The sequence below is a fragment of the Halarchaeum nitratireducens genome (genome assembly GCF_014647155.1).
In the GTDB taxonomy this organism is placed as follows: domain Archaea; phylum Halobacteriota; class Halobacteria; order Halobacteriales; family Halobacteriaceae; genus Halarchaeum; species Halarchaeum nitratireducens.
Genome location: NZ_BMOQ01000015.1, coordinates 1 through 13,180 on the forward strand (window position 1 = coordinate 1; position 13,180 = coordinate 13,180).

A 13,180-nucleotide genomic window follows, 5' to 3' on the forward strand; every position below is an offset into this window, starting at 1 on the left:
AAAACCACCGTCTTCCCGCCGTGAACCCCGGGGGGATGGCGTCATGAGCGACAACGCGAGCGCAGACACGCGCGGGTATGACGTGATGCTCGACACGCTCGATACTGCAATCAAGGAAGCTCGTGAGAAGGTGGAGAGCGGGCGCGTGTACGACGCCGAGAACGAGAAGGTCCGTATCAAGTGGATTCGGGCACTCGCCTATGCCGTCAACGTCCGCCGTCAGGTGACGACGGATCGTGACCTGGAGGAACTCAGCGAGCGCCTTGAACAGCTCGAGAATCAGGAGGGTCGGTGATGACTCGCCGCTCCAAGAGCGAAATTGAACGTCGGCTTGAGGATTTCGACGACACGCACGCAGAGGCGACGGTAGAGGACGTCGTCTCAGCGGATATCGTTCAATTCGCGCCCCGTGAGCAGCCATCGACCTGGCGGCTCGACGGTACGGAACGCGTCGTTCCGCAGTCAGTTCGCGGCGACGTGATGCGGATCTGGTTGGGTGGTGAACCGAAGAACTCCTCTCCTCCCTCTGAACTGGTTCGAGAAAACGGCCCGGAGGGTACTTGATTCATGACTCGACGCTCGAAGCGCGAGATCGACCACGCGCTCGACGAACTCGACGACCCCGAGCAGTTCACCCTGCAGGCGTACCTGTTGGCCGACCTGAAAGGCTACTACGGCGGCGACCTCTCCCGGGGCGAGCGCCGACTCCTCGAGAATCCTGAGGCGCACCTCCCGACGTCGGCTGTCCGCCGTCTCGGAAACCTGGGTGGTTCACAGTGACCCGCCGATCGAAGCGGGAGATCGAGCGTCGGCTCGACGCGATCGACGACGTCGAGCAGTGCCTCAGTCTGTGTGAGCTACTGAACCACGACCTCAAGACAGTCGACGAGGACCGAGGGATCGTCCGGATCGTCGAGACAGGCGAGCTCCGGAAGCGAGGCACCGGGAACGGCTCGCTCGCCCGCGTGATCGAGCGAACGGCTACGCCGCTCGACGTCCCGAACGACCGAGCGCGGGGTGGCGAATGACGCCAAGAATGACTGCCTACCCTCCTCTGAGTGGTGAACCGCTCGCTGAACACGACCCGCAGTTATCCCTCCTCTCGGAGGAAATCCGATGACGAACACCAACCTCGACGACATGACACTCGCAGAACTGCATAGTCGGAAGAACGACCTAGGCGATGATGATTACGGGATTGGCACAGATCACATCGACGCTGAACTGGAAGAACGTGCCGAGAAGCGCTCGAAGACGGCAGAACTGGTCGACATGAAGATCCAACTGAAGCTCGCCGAGGACGCGGGTCTCGAGGATGACCCGGCGGTTGCTGACCTCCGGGAGCACGTCGCGGAACTCGACGCCCACCTCTACGCGGACCCGCGTAGTGAGCTCGCCGAGAAAGCCGGCGTCGATGAAGCCCGACTCGCCGACCTCTCCGACGACGAGATCGAGAAAGCGCAGACTCACGTCGAGGCGATCAACATGTTCGCGACTTCGGAGGGGGACTGGGCCGAGGACACGGTCAACGACCATCGCGCCGACCTCGAGGCCCTCCTCGACGAGCACGACGTCGCGATGGCTGAACTGTCTGCCGTCCCGGAGTACCAGCACCAGGATACCGTCGTCAACTTCTCCGAGGACGATGAGTGACGACGGGAAGCCCTCTGATGGTCGGTCGCGGAAGCCGCTCGCCGGCTCGAACTACGAGTCTCCCGAGGAACACGCTGCCGCTCTTAAGGAACGTGCAGAGGACTGGGAGGCAGAAGGCGACATCGAAGCCGCCGCAATTCTTCGCTCGCACGCCGTCAAAATCCGCGACACAGGGGGAGATCGATGACGGCCGATAAGTCGACAGTGGCTCTGACTAGTGAGGATGACGTCGAGCACCTCGTGCGTGTGCTGCCGCAATCAACGACTACCCGAAAGGAACGCCTTGAGGACCTCTTCGCGAATGACACGGCACCGTCCGCGATCGACGTCTTCCGCACATGGTTCGGCCCCGCCAACACTCCCTCGCTCGACGACGCTCGCCGGTATGCCGACGTCGACGTTGCTGCAGGTTTCGACCCGAAGACAGACTCGCGGCAGTCGACTCACCTCATTCTGATCGGTGAAGCCTACGACCGAGCGATTGAGGAAGGGCTTGACGACGTCGCTGTCTACCTCCGCGCTCTTGAAGAAGACCAACAACGGAAGTTCGCACGCCTTCTCCGCCGGGGGGTGCTCGAGTGATGTCTCGCAAGATCACGGCTGTGTCTCCGGCAGAGCGCCAGCTCGCCCGTATTCACGAGGCCGACCAGACTCGTGTTGAGGAGTTACAGGCCGACGTCGAAGCAGCGCGGCAGCGACTAATCGAACTCGACCTCGAGATTGCCCGTCTAATTGCGTCTCACCCGCTAGTCGGTGGTGACGCGATCGTTGAACTACGCCGGCGTGCTGTCGAGAACTCGGAGGATCTCTACGAGCGCTAAGTATGGGTCCATTATAGCCGATAAGCTTAGTGACCCCGCTATCTGTCCCTACACAGAATCGCATGACGGCGTCGGGGTCAGCGTCTCGACGTCGCTGAACACGCAAAGAACCGGCAACACCACCCGGGAACTATCCAGTCCTTCTGATATGTCCTCCCGCCCTTAACCAACAGTCACCCGCGAACAGCCGAGTCTGTTGGTTAAGGCTCTCGAGCCGACGTCGAGTATCCCCGAATCGCACTTCTTCCTCTGAAATCGCGGGTTTCACCCTCTCGTCGTGCAGATTCTGTTTCACCCACCGAAACCCGAATCTCGTCGTGCAGTTCGTTCTCCGCTTAAATCTGCGCGACCCGCCTCTACGTCGATTTCCGTCCGTCAGATCGCGTTCTGCACCTCCAAAATCGTCCAAAGGAAGGGCGGGGTACAGCGAGCACCCCCGGTGCTCGACGAGCGCGGGAATGAGCGGGAAATCGTCGCTAGGAGGGGTCCGTCGATATCGGGCGGCTCACCCTCCGTCGAGCGGATTCTCTCCCACTCTCGTTCCATCGATTCTCACCGAATACCCCGATTATCGGCTTAAATCTGCGCGACGGGGGTTCTCCTTGCTTCTGTGGCCGTGAAAGACAGCTGTATATCGCCGAAATCGTCCACAGGAACAGGCGGTATGCAGGCTGCAGACGCCAGGGCGAACCACGGATTCTCCATAATTGGATTTGGACGGAGCGCGACGTCGAGATGCGTCGAGAGACCGGCTACGCACCGCTCCGGCGTTTCATAATCAGGGTGAGCCTCCGGCAGTAGGGTGAGAAAGGCGAGTCTAGGAACCTACTCGGGGGCTGCCTCTGTCGAGGGGTGTTCAGTATGGGGATTCAGGGCCGACAAGGTGGTAGTTGGGACGTCCACGGAAGTTCTCGAGTGCGTCCCGAATATCTCCCTCTGCAGCGTGCTTATCGAGTTCTTCATGGTAGCTCTCGGCTCGAGCGGAGAACTGAGGAACACGACTCCAGTACTCGCTCTCGTGGCTCTTCTTGTACAGGGCGAGTACGAGGAGAACGTGCACGTCGCCCGCGTTCCAGTAGGAGCCGAATGCTCGGACGTCCGATCGGTCCTTCTTGATCTGTCCAAGGTGGGACGTTGGCGTCTTCGCGAAGAGCTTACTGACGTCCCACATCGAGAGGAACTTCTCAATCTCGCTCTGGATCGGGGCGAGGAGTGAGTCGTCGAGCTGGGCGATATCCTGCATCGCCGGCTGCAGATAGAGGAGATATCGGTCTCCAGAGGTGGCCGAACTCACAGTTACGGTTGGCTACCCACTGCACACGGATAAAATAGCGCCAGGGGGTGGGACCCCTACTCCCCGTTAAGGACGGCGCCGAACTCCTCTTGCGTGGGGAGTTCTTCTAACGTCTCCTCGGCGGAAAGGAGGTCGTCATCCTCCTCGGTCTCCTGCTCCGACGGGGAGTCGTCGAGGGACATACTCACTAGTAGTGGGTCCGGTCGGGATAAGCGTGCGGGTCGGTGCATCGGCTTGAAACAGGCTCGCCTATCTGGATGTGTGCAGAGTGGGCCGTAGCGGGTGTGGGCGACTGATCGCCGAGACCCCTCGCTCAGGATTAGTAGGTTCGGGCAGGAACAGGCGTCCGCGCCTCGTAGCTACTGCTTGTGACGAGAACCACTTAAACGCCGAGATGGGTTAGCGGTGGCTGGCCCACTCGGGCGCGTAGAAGACGACGCACGTCCGGGAGAAGGCGTGATAGTGCGAGACGGGCATCACGGCGAACTCGAGCCCCCACGCCTGGGCGAACTCGAGGACGTCGAACCAGCCATTCCGGATCTGCTTGCCGTCCTCGCCGACGGCGGTCTTCGACACTGAGGAGACGGAGAGGCCGCTCGGATGCATCGCGTAGAGGACGGGCTCGCCGTCGTCGAGCCACAGCTCCGCGTGGTCACTATGCGGCGCCGCGTGCGGCGGGTCGTCGCGAGCGCCGATCGTCTCACGCTCGCGGTCCGCCCACGATCGCGTCGACGAACACGTGCACTCGTCGGCGCCGGTGATCACGCGCCGAAGGCACGGCGTCTCGGCTTCCTCGTCGAGCCCCCAGCCCTGCCGGAAGCGTTCGCGGAGTTCTTCAGCGAGGGCGTCCGCGACCGCGCGATAGACGTCCTCCCCGGGCTCGTGCTCGCCGGCTGCGTACTCCGCGACGGCGTCGACGAACTCGCTATACTCGCGTGAGGGTGTGCGGTTGAAGCGGCTCATTCGTGGGTATCGGCGTAGGTGAGCGCGTTCCGGGCGTATGACGCCATCCGGAGATCGGAGTCAGCGAGTCGCTCGAAGAGCTCGCGGTTCGCCTCGACGACGTCCTGCGCAGTATCCTCATTCATCGTCGATAGCCTCCAGAGCACGCTTAACCGGCCGTGAAAGAGCGAGGTCGGAGTCGGCGATGCGCTCCCAGAGCTCGCGGTTCTCGTTGATGACTGCCGCTGCCTCTTCGAGAGTGTCGTGCTCGACGTTAGGGCGGCTGGACTCCCGTGGTGTGTCGTTGTTGGAGCGATGCATCTCTATGTCGAGTTCTTATCCTGATCGGTGTTGTCGAGGAGCCGTTGGAAGACCCAGGCGGCCCGGGTGTCTCCCTCGGCGAACTCACGGATTTTGTCCTTGTTTGCCGCAACCCAGTCATCGTCGCCCGGTTCGGCGCGTGAGTTAGTCATCGGCACGGCCCTCACAGACGACGTCCCGAAGCTCCTCGAGGAGTTCGGGGTGGTGTTCTTCGAGGACGTCGATGTCGTGGGGGAGCTCTTCGTTGATGCGTTTTCGGACGCGGGAGATGGACTGGTGGCGTTTGTTCTTCTCGACGTCGCCGGCGTTGCTGATGTACTCGCGGTCTGTCTCCGTCATGATGGCGCGGTAGCGTCCCATCGCTGGTGTCATGTTCGGCTCACCTCACTTCGGTGTTTGCACCTCTGCCCACTAAGAGTGTGCATAGACGCAAACGTGTGCTGGTATGCATACCTTTATTGGCCTTGTGTGCATAGGTGCAAACGAGAACGCCGGGATGCCACGCTCACGGATTGGAAGCGTGGCCGGGTGCTGGTACACCCGACCGGGGTTCTCAGAAGGACCGAAAACCCATGTCTACCCACGACACCCTGGCCGATAAAGCCAGCGCGAAGATCGCGAAGCGCGCACAGTACGAGGCGTTCGAGTTCGATGTCCCCGAGCCCGGCACCGTCCGCGTTCGGAACGCCAGCTACGGCGTCGACGCCGACGAACACACCTACGACGTCACCATCCAGCATGGCGACGCCGTCGCGTGCACCTGCCCCGCTGACGAATACGGTAACGGGCCGTGCAAACACCGCGTCGCTGCCTCCACGACGTCCGCCGTTCTCGCCGCCGCCACACCCGAAGTCGCCCCGGATGGCGGCGCGACCACCCGGACGCCACCCGAGACCGAGTCAGAGACCGACGATAGTCTTCCCGAGATCACGCACCACGTCGAACCACCCGCGCAGGGCGGTGAGCACTACATCCGCTGTGAGGGCTGCGGCGTCGAAGTCCTCGGCGGGGACACGTCCCGCCTCCCGCACAAGGACGGCTGCCCCCACACCCCGGAGGGTGAATGACGATGCCCATCACCAGCGCCGACGCGACGGTCGCGATCGTCGACGGCCGCCTCGCGATGAACGCCGACGGCGACGTCGACGTCTACCTCGACACCCCCGACCAGACGCCGCTCACGCGGACTGAGCCGCACGCGACCCTCCGCTTCGAGGGCGACGACTACCGTGCCGCCCTCGAGCTCGACGCGGACCAGCTCGCCGCGCTCCAGGAGGCGCTCTCAGCCGACGGAGGGGACGCGTAATGCCGTCGATGAAGCGATTCTGGGCGGGCGTCGGGCGGCGCTCTCGCTGCCTGCAGTGTGGCTATCGCGGTGAGCCCGACCAGTCACCCCACCGGGACGACACGCCGAAGCTCACCCTTCGACGCGCCGGCTACGAGTCCCGCGGCGAGTTCGAGTGCGCGCAGTGTGGCGCCGAAGGCACCTATCTCCGACGCGGCCGCTCACAGGCTGACCTCACCACCGGCGCGCTCGAGACGGACGGTGTCGATCACCGGGAGCAGCACTAACCCTCCGGGTGGTGTCTCAAATGACCCGACGAACCTGCGAACGCTGTAGTACCACCTACGACACCGAGCGCGACGCCGCGATGCTCGGTGCCGATACAACCCGCTGTCCCTCCTGTGGGCAGAAGCCTAGCCCCGACGAGGAGGCAGAGGGCGCACAGGCCGCGACTGACGGCGGCACTCCCAACACGGCCAGTGGTGGCGCCGAGAACGGCGTGACTGTAGCGACCGACGACGGCCGACTCGTCGTCGAGATACACATCCACGTTCACAATGACTGACGACACTCTCTACGACCAGCTCGAAGCAGCGCTCAACGCACCCGCCGACGAGAAGAACACGCACATTCAGGCCGCACTCCACCACCTCGAACACACCGACGCCGGCCCTAAGCCCCAGACTAGCGCGCCAGCGAGCGCGACGACACCAGACCGGCCGCCCGAGTGCGTTCGGTGGACAAGCGAAGACTGGGGCGTCCTCGAGATCGAGGTCTCCCGCCCACTCGTTGAGTGGATGGAGCTCGAGGCCGACGAGCGGAGCACCGACTCAATCGCGCAGTGGGCGCGCGGCCAACTCCGAATGAACCTCGGATACGACCTCCAGAAGGAGCACGGCTTCAGCGCGGACGTCGACGTCGAACTCCCCGAAGCGTTCGCGCGTCGCGCGCAACTCTACCACGCCGACATGTGCCTCCACGACGGGGAGAGCTCGCTTCGCGACCTCATCTTCAACCACATGACCGTCGACGCGACATTCCTGCTCGACGGCGAGCCGGTCACCGCTAGCGATGAGGAATGCGACCGGGCGAATGGTGGATATGCCGACTGAGAATTGGGGCGCCGTCGGGCGCGACCTTCTCCGCGACGAGCTCGCCCGCCAGCGGTGTGCGCTCGAGGACGCGTTCGGTGGCGCCGAGTCGGCTCTCGACACGACGCGTTCGACGGAGAGCCTCGACGCCGACGACGTCCGTGCGCTCCGCCGGTCGTTGAATCGCGCGCGGTACGCCGTCGAGGAGCACGCTGCCCGTGTGACGCCTGGAGTTGAGCCCTACGGCGAGCCGGTTCCAGACCTCCCGTACGGCGTCTATCGAACCATCGCCGAACAGTAAGCCAACTCTCCCCGATGACGTCCGTCATGCTTCCACGGTTGGGCGCGGATCGAGGGGTCCACTGAATTGCTGAACCGTGGGGGCGGCCACGAACCCACTGACCCACCCCGTACATCGTGGTCGTGACACCGCCGGCGGAAACGTCGGTGCCGGGTCCGGATCGCCGCTACAGCCCCCGTCGCGGGGGAGAGCCGCCTACCCGATCGGTGCGTTCTGGGTGGCGGCACGCGTCGTTTCTTTGCGTTATTGATTGAGGGCGTCACGGACGGCGTCGTCACCCTCATACCCCCACTCGCCGTAGCCCGCGTTCTCGATGCCCGGCATCTCCTCGAGGTATCGGCGAAGTGACTCCCACATCCCTTTCTCGTTCGCGTAGCGGTCGCCGTATTCGGCGTAGAGCTCGCTCTTCAGGTCGCCCGTCGAGATCGGGCCGCGGTCACGGACGATGGTGAAGACGGTCGCGATGGCGTCCTTCGCGTGGCGCTTCTGTGGGTTCCGCGACTCGAGAGAGCGACGGAACGCCTGTACGAGTTCGTCCGGCTCCTCAGCCTCCTCGACGTCGCCGCTAGTGTCGTCGAACTCGGACGCAGGATCATACACCCCGTCCTGTGGAGGCTCCTCGCTCTCCTGCGCCTCGCTCTGCCGCGCCGTCTGCCGGCGAGTGGTAGTCCTCGTCTCCTGGCTGGTGTCGCTCTGCGCGCTGTCTGTGGCGTCTCGTGGCTCTTGGTCTTCTCGCCGAGTGGGTTCGGCGTCGAGATCGTTGAGGCGTTCCTCGAGCTCGGCGACACGCTCGACGAGATCGGCGACGTCCTCGAGTCCGTGTTCAGATTGAACACACTCGCCGCTCGGTGTGTTCAGTTCGTGTTCATCGAGGATTACCTGCCGGTTCTCGATGAGATTACGAACGTATTCGGACCGATTACGATAGCCGTATTCGCCTGCCTCCGCGTCCAGCTCCTCCCACGTCTCCGCAGGTAATCGGAGCGTGTTCGGCTCCATGTCTGCGTATTCGGTCGTAATCGCTTAAGATTACGTCAGACAGAGTGAAGGCCCTAGCAGGTCCCGCTTCACGATTCGGACTTCTCGAGCGTTGCCTTAGCGAACTCTTCTTCATCGATCACGTCCGCGAACAACATCTGCTTGAGTGTGTTTATCGGAAGATCAGCGAGTGTCTCCTCTTCGGCAAGGTTTTCTAAATCCTGACCGCGTTCGATATCGATCTCGACGTCGATCATACTGTAGCTCACACCGATCTTCCCGAATGCCCGCTCAATCCCAGTCTCAACTTTCGTCTCCATGAACCACCCCTCGTGTGGTCCGTTGAGTTCTTGCCTTCGGTCTACGAGATATATCAGGCCGATGACGTCGAAGAATGCAGGTGGGACCTCTAGTGTGTCCCCTTTGTCGAAGTCAGGTGATTCCGAGAGTGCAGTGTCGATTTCCTCGAGTGAGAGCTGCTGGAAGGCGAGAGAGAGGTCTAGCACGCCAGCATGGAGGCGGTTGCGTATTCGCTTCTTCACGTCTCGCTCCACTGAGGGACGGTAGTCCTTTTCTCCTCGGAGATAGGCGCGCTGTGCGTTGGTGAGCAGTGCTGCAGGACGATCCTCGCTCATGTGAATTACGTGCTACGGCGGTACACTTATTTCTATGGGGCACCATAGAACGAGTACAGAGATGGCGGTGGCTAACGAACGGACGACGGTCGAGATTAAGCGCGATCTCCACGACCGACTCGAACGCCTGAAGCCCTACGAGTCGATGAGCTACCACGACCTCATCGACAAGATGGCTGACGAGTTCGAGGAGAACCGTCGCGACCCCAACGAACGCAGTCCTTAATAGGTTCACCTGTGACTATCGAACAAGTTGAACTGAACGACGCCGGGAGCGCACGAGTCTGCCAGGACTTCGCTCCTATCGGCGTCGAAGGTAGTACGGACGAAGGCGCCGACCAAGGGGGCCTTCTACTTGGGTCTTGCAGGCCCAGGTTGAAGGCTTTTACTGTCGTGCCCCTCGTCCCGGTTCGCCCCCGATATCAGGCCAGAGACGGCCTATATGGACGATACGGACGCTAACGACACCCCACGAACCCGCTCGAACCGACGCCCCAGGAGGCGGTCGCAGTGAGCGCACGCCGCGCCCCCGACCTGAACATCTACACGCCCGCCCACCAGCTGAAACTCTACCCGAACGGCACGCTGCACGTCCGCTGGTGGAAGAAGAGCGCAACCTACTCCGCGCGCTTCATACGCCGAGAAGGAGACTACCGACTCCTCACCTACCGGAAAGACGACGAGGACGTCGCCGACCGCGAAGACCTCAGCCTCGACCGTCTCCCCGACACCATCGTCTCCGCGATCGAGGCGCGCGGATTCACACTCCACGGAGGGCACGCGTGACGCTCACCCTCACCACGCAGCCCCCGGTCGACGCGACGACGAGACTCACCCTCGACGACACACCCGTCTCGGCACTCACGTCCACGGCAGCCCGTGACGCCGGCGTACAGGAGGCGGTGATCGAGAGCGTTCGCGACGCCGCGCGTGACCAGACCCCGTCCGCATTCCTCGACGAGCTCGAGGACACCGTCACGGCCACTGAGCGAGACCTCCCGATGCTCGCGCTCCGAGTCGCCCGTGGCGATAAGCGCGCCGCCCTCGACCTACTCACCTCCCTTCGGACGCTCGGACAGGGGCGCTCCTCACTGGAGGATACGCACGTCCTCCCGCGCCTCCTGGGACTCGGCAGCGACTCGCCGACGATCGTGCTCCGCCTCACCCCCTCGTTCATCGATGGTGAGCTCTCCCGCCAGCAGCGCGTCGACGTCTGCCGCTGGATCGCAACGCTCGCCACGGCAGTCGACGTCCGCCTAGTCGGCACCCACCTCCAACACCGCCGCCTCTACGAAGCCCACCGCGACACCCTCCCTGTTAGCCGAGACGACATCACACCCACCACAGGCACGCCGATCGACGACGTCGTCGACGACGCACTCGAGACGTTCAGCCACGACTCCCGGGAGGTCGAACTCCTCCACCGGCTCACCGACGAGGACGCCGAGACACTCCCCTACACCGCCATTCGCGCCGGAACAGACGTCTCTCGAGGACGCATCAGCCAATGCTTGAGCGCGCTCGAGAACGCCGACCTCATCGCTACCTACGCGTCGGCGAACTCTGGGAAGTACGCTGAACTCCTCCCAGCAGGCCGCGCGTTCATAGACGCTCTCGACGCCGAAATCGGCCGGCAGACCGAACTTCAGGATGCCGTTAGCGGAGTGTTGGATTCCTCCGACGATAGCCGTGTACCACGCACGGACACGACCCCCCCCACTCCGGCCGCTCCTGACCGCCACCGCCTCTCCCCGTTCCACCGCGTCGAACCGCTTGCTCGGTGGAACGCTACTGCCGCCGCCGCGTCTGCCCCTGAGAACGGCATCGGCGTGGTTGATCGGCCGGTTACAGCGTCGGAAGACCGGGGTTCACCACGGTGGAACTACGACCAGGGACGCGATCGTCTCGTGGTCGGTGCTGAGTACGATAACCCCCTGCAGTACTGGGTGTGTGTTGCGAGAGCGTTAGCGAGCGGCCTTACGTTCAGCGAGGTCCTTCCCCCCGAGCGGCTTGACGAGGACGCCGGAGAGTTCGCTGCTCTTCTCGCCGACCACAAGGACATCCTCCGTGATTCTCGGTGTCTCGGCTACCTGCCCGACGACGTCGAGGACGGTGAGGCGCTTCGCGACCAGCTGCTTGCGGCGGAAGCCCACCTCTGTGACCTCACGAAGCGACTCTCCCAGGAGGACTACGAGGACCGCGACACCTTCCGCGGCGTCGTCACTCGGGAAGCGCTCGGGCTTGCCGGAACGATGGTGCATCTCCTCGATCTCGTCGGTGTCGACGTCGTTCGCGAAGTCCGCCTCCCCGAGTTCAATCGGAACGCGGACGATGACACGATCGCGGATCTCGCTCGAACTATCGCGAAGGGTGCGGTGATTCAGTCTCGCTATGGGCACTTCGCGGCGTACCGGCAGCTCTTCGAGCCCCGAGATGAGAAACAGCCACGGTACGGGCCGACGGTTGACGCAGCCGACCCATATGGTGAACTCATCGGGTCGTTCACGCTCGTCGGCGATCTCGGCGGGAAGCAGAGTCGAGTGGCGACGGCTCTCCGCGAGGAACTCGAGGGGCCGGAGCACCTTCGAGACGACGCCCCCGAGTTCGCGGTCCCCGTCGACGTCGTCGAGGACACCAGTCGGGCGGCGTTTGCACAGACCGCCTCGGAGGTCCTAGGGTGGAAGAACCTCCGCCCGACCCGGGAGACAGTCTCAACGCTCCGGCTCTTCCTCGAAACGCCCTACGACGCTGCAGAGGCACTGCACGGCCTCCAGCCAGAAGACGATCAGCGCACCCTCCGGCTGGGTGAACTCCGATATGCGCTCTGCACGCTCCCCTCGGACCGCCTCCTGTCGTGGGAGCCGCAGTCGGCCGGCGCCATCCTCCAGGCGCTTCTCGCGACGACGACGTCGCTCACGGTCGCCGAGATCGCCGATCGAGCGGACGTCGACCGGAGTACGGTCTACGAGTACCGCGGCCTCTTCACGGCACTCGGCATCCTCGAGGAGACGGACGGCGGGATACGGCTCTCCCTCCCGTTCCAGACGAGTGCGGAGCGCGGCCAGCGGATCGTCCCGGACGTCGTTGACGGGGACCGCCTCACGACGGTCGCCGACCGGCTCGCCGACCACCTTCTCTCCGTCGACGAGTACGTCATGGCGACGCTACCCCTAGGGATGGCGGACGGACCTCCCGACTATAGCGCGCTCTTGGAGGCCGCGCCACGACTCTCCGGGTGGCTTCGCGTCCTCGAGGATATCGTCACCGACGGCGCCCTCCTCGTCGACGGTGCCTCGGTTCGGACGTCGACGTCGACGCTCGTCGGCCCCCGGCCAGCGCAGACACCGCTGGAACACTCGCAGTCAGGGGGTGCTGCAGGGTGATGGCTACGAACGACGCCCACGACGACTTCACCATCCCCGACGTCGTTCGCGATGCCTCCACCAGCACTACCCTCACCTACGCGATTCTCTACCGGCAGGGAGGTGCGACACGCTCGACGATTCGTGAGAAGACCGGGTTGAGCGATTCGTCCATCACCCGGGCGCTCGAGCAACTCACGACACACGGTGTGGTCTCCGCTCGATACGATCCGCGTGACGCCCGTCGGAAAATCTACGAGCTCGAAGTCCGCGAATAACGCTCATTCTGGGCACTACCTCCGCCGGCTTTTGACGTACAGCCCGTGTCTCTAACCGGGCTCTCAGGACCCTCCCGTCCACCGCCGATAAGCCGCCACTAAGAAACCCATCCATGACCGAAAGAACCCTTGAGAACGCCGAAAACCACCGTCTTCCCGCCGTGAACCCCGGGGGGATGGCGTCATGAGCGACAACGCGAGCGCAGACACGCGCGGGTA

27 protein-coding genes are annotated in these 13,180 nt (G+C 63.5%); 18 read left to right on the top strand and 9 right to left on the bottom strand.

Features of this window, described 5'->3' with window-relative positions:
- From IEX91_RS15905 to IEX91_RS15940, 8 genes are all read left to right on the top strand, one after another.
- Positions 1-295 (top strand): hypothetical protein (locus IEX91_RS15905; protein ID WP_229772991.1); only part of this gene is annotated, 295 nt, incomplete at its 5' end.
- Positions 295-564 carry a hypothetical protein gene (locus IEX91_RS15910; protein ID WP_188880189.1) on the top strand — a complete coding sequence of 90 codons (270 nt, stop codon included), beginning with the start codon at positions 295-297 and terminating at the stop codon, positions 562-564. The genes IEX91_RS15905 and IEX91_RS15910, both read left to right, overlap by 1 nt.
- Positions 565-567: 3 nt before the next feature.
- Positions 568-780, top strand: a complete 213-nt coding sequence (locus IEX91_RS15915) for a hypothetical protein (protein WP_188880191.1) — start codon at positions 568-570, stop codon at positions 778-780.
- Complete coding sequence (locus tag IEX91_RS15920; RefSeq protein WP_188880192.1) at positions 777-1,028, top strand: hypothetical protein; 252 nt, start codon at positions 777-779, stop codon at positions 1,026-1,028. The genes IEX91_RS15915 and IEX91_RS15920 overlap by 4 nt, the downstream gene beginning before the upstream one ends.
- 88 nt (positions 1,029-1,116) lie before the next feature.
- On the top strand, positions 1,117-1,653 hold the full coding sequence (locus IEX91_RS15925; RefSeq protein ID WP_188880193.1) for a hypothetical protein: 537 nt from the start codon (positions 1,117-1,119) through the stop codon (positions 1,651-1,653).
- Positions 1,646-1,840, top strand: a complete 195-nt coding sequence (locus tag IEX91_RS15930; RefSeq protein WP_188880195.1) for a hypothetical protein — start codon at positions 1,646-1,648, stop codon at positions 1,838-1,840. The genes IEX91_RS15925 and IEX91_RS15930 overlap by 8 nt, the downstream gene beginning before the upstream one ends.
- Positions 1,837-2,235: a hypothetical protein gene (locus IEX91_RS15935; protein ID WP_188880196.1), complete on the top strand. Its 399-nt coding sequence runs from the start codon at positions 1,837-1,839 to the stop codon at positions 2,233-2,235. The genes IEX91_RS15930 and IEX91_RS15935 overlap by 4 nt, the downstream gene beginning before the upstream one ends.
- Positions 2,235-2,474: a hypothetical protein gene (locus IEX91_RS15940; protein WP_188880198.1), complete on the top strand. Its 240-nt coding sequence runs from the start codon at positions 2,235-2,237 to the stop codon at positions 2,472-2,474. Before IEX91_RS15935 ends, IEX91_RS15940 begins: the two co-directional genes overlap by 1 nt.
- A gap of 856 nt (positions 2,475-3,330) precedes the next feature.
- Here IEX91_RS15940 and IEX91_RS15945 read toward each other — a convergent pair.
- The 7 genes from IEX91_RS15945 to IEX91_RS15965 form a co-directional block, all read right to left on the bottom strand.
- A complete protein-coding gene (locus tag IEX91_RS15945; RefSeq protein ID WP_188880200.1) occupies positions 3,331-3,768 on the bottom strand; it encodes a hypothetical protein in 438 nt (145 codons plus the stop codon).
- Positions 3,769-3,824: 56 nt separating this feature from the next.
- The gene (locus IEX91_RS16570) at positions 3,825-3,950 is read right to left on the bottom strand and encodes a hypothetical protein (RefSeq protein WP_268238714.1); all 126 of its coding nucleotides are present in this window, start codon (positions 3,948-3,950) and stop codon (positions 3,825-3,827) included.
- Between the two features lie 217 nt (positions 3,951-4,167).
- Positions 4,168-4,731 carry a hypothetical protein gene (locus IEX91_RS15950; RefSeq protein WP_188880201.1) on the bottom strand — a complete coding sequence of 188 codons (564 nt, stop codon included), beginning with the start codon at positions 4,729-4,731 and terminating at the stop codon, positions 4,168-4,170.
- Positions 4,728-4,856, bottom strand: coding sequence for a hypothetical protein (locus tag IEX91_RS16575; RefSeq protein ID WP_268238715.1), 129 nt, complete (start codon positions 4,854-4,856; stop codon positions 4,728-4,730). The genes IEX91_RS15950 and IEX91_RS16575 overlap by 4 nt, the downstream gene beginning before the upstream one ends.
- Positions 4,849-5,031 (bottom strand): hypothetical protein, encoded by a 183-nt coding sequence (locus tag IEX91_RS15955; protein WP_188880203.1) that lies wholly within the window; start codon positions 5,029-5,031, stop codon positions 4,849-4,851. The genes IEX91_RS16575 and IEX91_RS15955 overlap by 8 nt, the downstream gene beginning before the upstream one ends.
- Before the next feature lie 2 nt (positions 5,032-5,033).
- The gene (locus IEX91_RS15960) at positions 5,034-5,183 is read right to left on the bottom strand and encodes a hypothetical protein (RefSeq protein WP_188880205.1); all 150 of its coding nucleotides are present in this window, start codon (positions 5,181-5,183) and stop codon (positions 5,034-5,036) included.
- The gene (locus tag IEX91_RS15965) at positions 5,176-5,370 is read right to left on the bottom strand and encodes a hypothetical protein (protein ID WP_229772992.1); all 195 of its coding nucleotides are present in this window, start codon (positions 5,368-5,370) and stop codon (positions 5,176-5,178) included. The genes IEX91_RS15960 and IEX91_RS15965 overlap by 8 nt, the downstream gene beginning before the upstream one ends.
- Before the next feature lie 233 nt (positions 5,371-5,603).
- Between IEX91_RS15965 and IEX91_RS15970 the strand changes: the two genes are divergently transcribed.
- From IEX91_RS15970 to IEX91_RS15995, 6 genes are read left to right on the top strand one after another with little or no spacing between them, the layout of a single operon-like run.
- Positions 5,604-6,098, top strand: a complete 495-nt coding sequence (locus tag IEX91_RS15970; RefSeq protein WP_188880207.1) for an SWIM zinc finger family protein — start codon at positions 5,604-5,606, stop codon at positions 6,096-6,098.
- A gap of 2 nt (positions 6,099-6,100) precedes the next feature.
- Positions 6,101-6,337 (top strand): hypothetical protein, encoded by a 237-nt coding sequence (locus tag IEX91_RS15975; protein WP_188880209.1) that lies wholly within the window; start codon positions 6,101-6,103, stop codon positions 6,335-6,337.
- Positions 6,337-6,603 carry a hypothetical protein gene (locus IEX91_RS15980; RefSeq protein WP_188880210.1) on the top strand — a complete coding sequence of 89 codons (267 nt, stop codon included), beginning with the start codon at positions 6,337-6,339 and terminating at the stop codon, positions 6,601-6,603. Before IEX91_RS15975 ends, IEX91_RS15980 begins: the two co-directional genes overlap by 1 nt.
- Positions 6,604-6,623: 20 nt before the next feature.
- Entirely contained in the window at positions 6,624-6,881 is a 258-nt protein-coding gene (locus tag IEX91_RS15985; RefSeq protein ID WP_188880211.1) for a hypothetical protein, read from the top strand.
- A complete protein-coding gene (locus IEX91_RS15990) occupies positions 6,874-7,428 on the top strand; it encodes a hypothetical protein (protein ID WP_188880212.1) in 555 nt (184 codons plus the stop codon). Before IEX91_RS15985 ends, IEX91_RS15990 begins: the two co-directional genes overlap by 8 nt.
- A complete protein-coding gene (locus IEX91_RS15995; RefSeq protein ID WP_188880214.1) occupies positions 7,418-7,708 on the top strand; it encodes a hypothetical protein in 291 nt (96 codons plus the stop codon). The genes IEX91_RS15990 and IEX91_RS15995 overlap by 11 nt, the downstream gene beginning before the upstream one ends.
- Positions 7,709-7,951: 243 nt before the next feature.
- Here IEX91_RS15995 and IEX91_RS16000 read toward each other — a convergent pair whose 3' ends face one another.
- Together IEX91_RS16000 and IEX91_RS16005 are read right to left on the bottom strand one after the other, a co-directional pair.
- Positions 7,952-8,707: a CopG family ribbon-helix-helix protein gene (locus IEX91_RS16000; RefSeq protein ID WP_188880215.1), complete on the bottom strand. Its 756-nt coding sequence runs from the start codon at positions 8,705-8,707 to the stop codon at positions 7,952-7,954.
- A 68-nt stretch (positions 8,708-8,775) separates the two neighbouring features.
- Positions 8,776-9,321, bottom strand: coding sequence for a hypothetical protein (locus IEX91_RS16005; protein ID WP_188880216.1), 546 nt, complete (start codon positions 9,319-9,321; stop codon positions 8,776-8,778).
- Between the two features lie 61 nt (positions 9,322-9,382).
- On the opposite strand from IEX91_RS16005, the gene IEX91_RS16010 reads away from it, so the two are divergent.
- The 4 genes from IEX91_RS16010 (at position 9,383) to IEX91_RS16025 (ending at position 12,961) form a co-directional block, all read left to right on the top strand.
- Positions 9,383-9,547 (top strand): BfmA/BtgA family mobilization protein, encoded by a 165-nt coding sequence (locus IEX91_RS16010; protein WP_188880217.1) that lies wholly within the window; start codon positions 9,383-9,385, stop codon positions 9,545-9,547.
- 284 nt (positions 9,548-9,831) lie between these two features.
- On the top strand, positions 9,832-10,107 hold the full coding sequence (locus IEX91_RS16015) for a hypothetical protein (RefSeq protein WP_188880218.1): 276 nt from the start codon (positions 9,832-9,834) through the stop codon (positions 10,105-10,107).
- Positions 10,104-12,704: a helix-turn-helix domain-containing protein gene (locus tag IEX91_RS16020; RefSeq protein WP_188880219.1), complete on the top strand. Its 2,601-nt coding sequence runs from the start codon at positions 10,104-10,106 to the stop codon at positions 12,702-12,704. Before IEX91_RS16015 ends, IEX91_RS16020 begins: the two co-directional genes overlap by 4 nt.
- Positions 12,704-12,961, top strand: a complete 258-nt coding sequence (locus IEX91_RS16025; protein ID WP_188880221.1) for a MarR family transcriptional regulator — start codon at positions 12,704-12,706, stop codon at positions 12,959-12,961. Before IEX91_RS16020 ends, IEX91_RS16025 begins: the two co-directional genes overlap by 1 nt.
- Positions 12,962-13,180 lie beyond the last annotated feature (219 nt).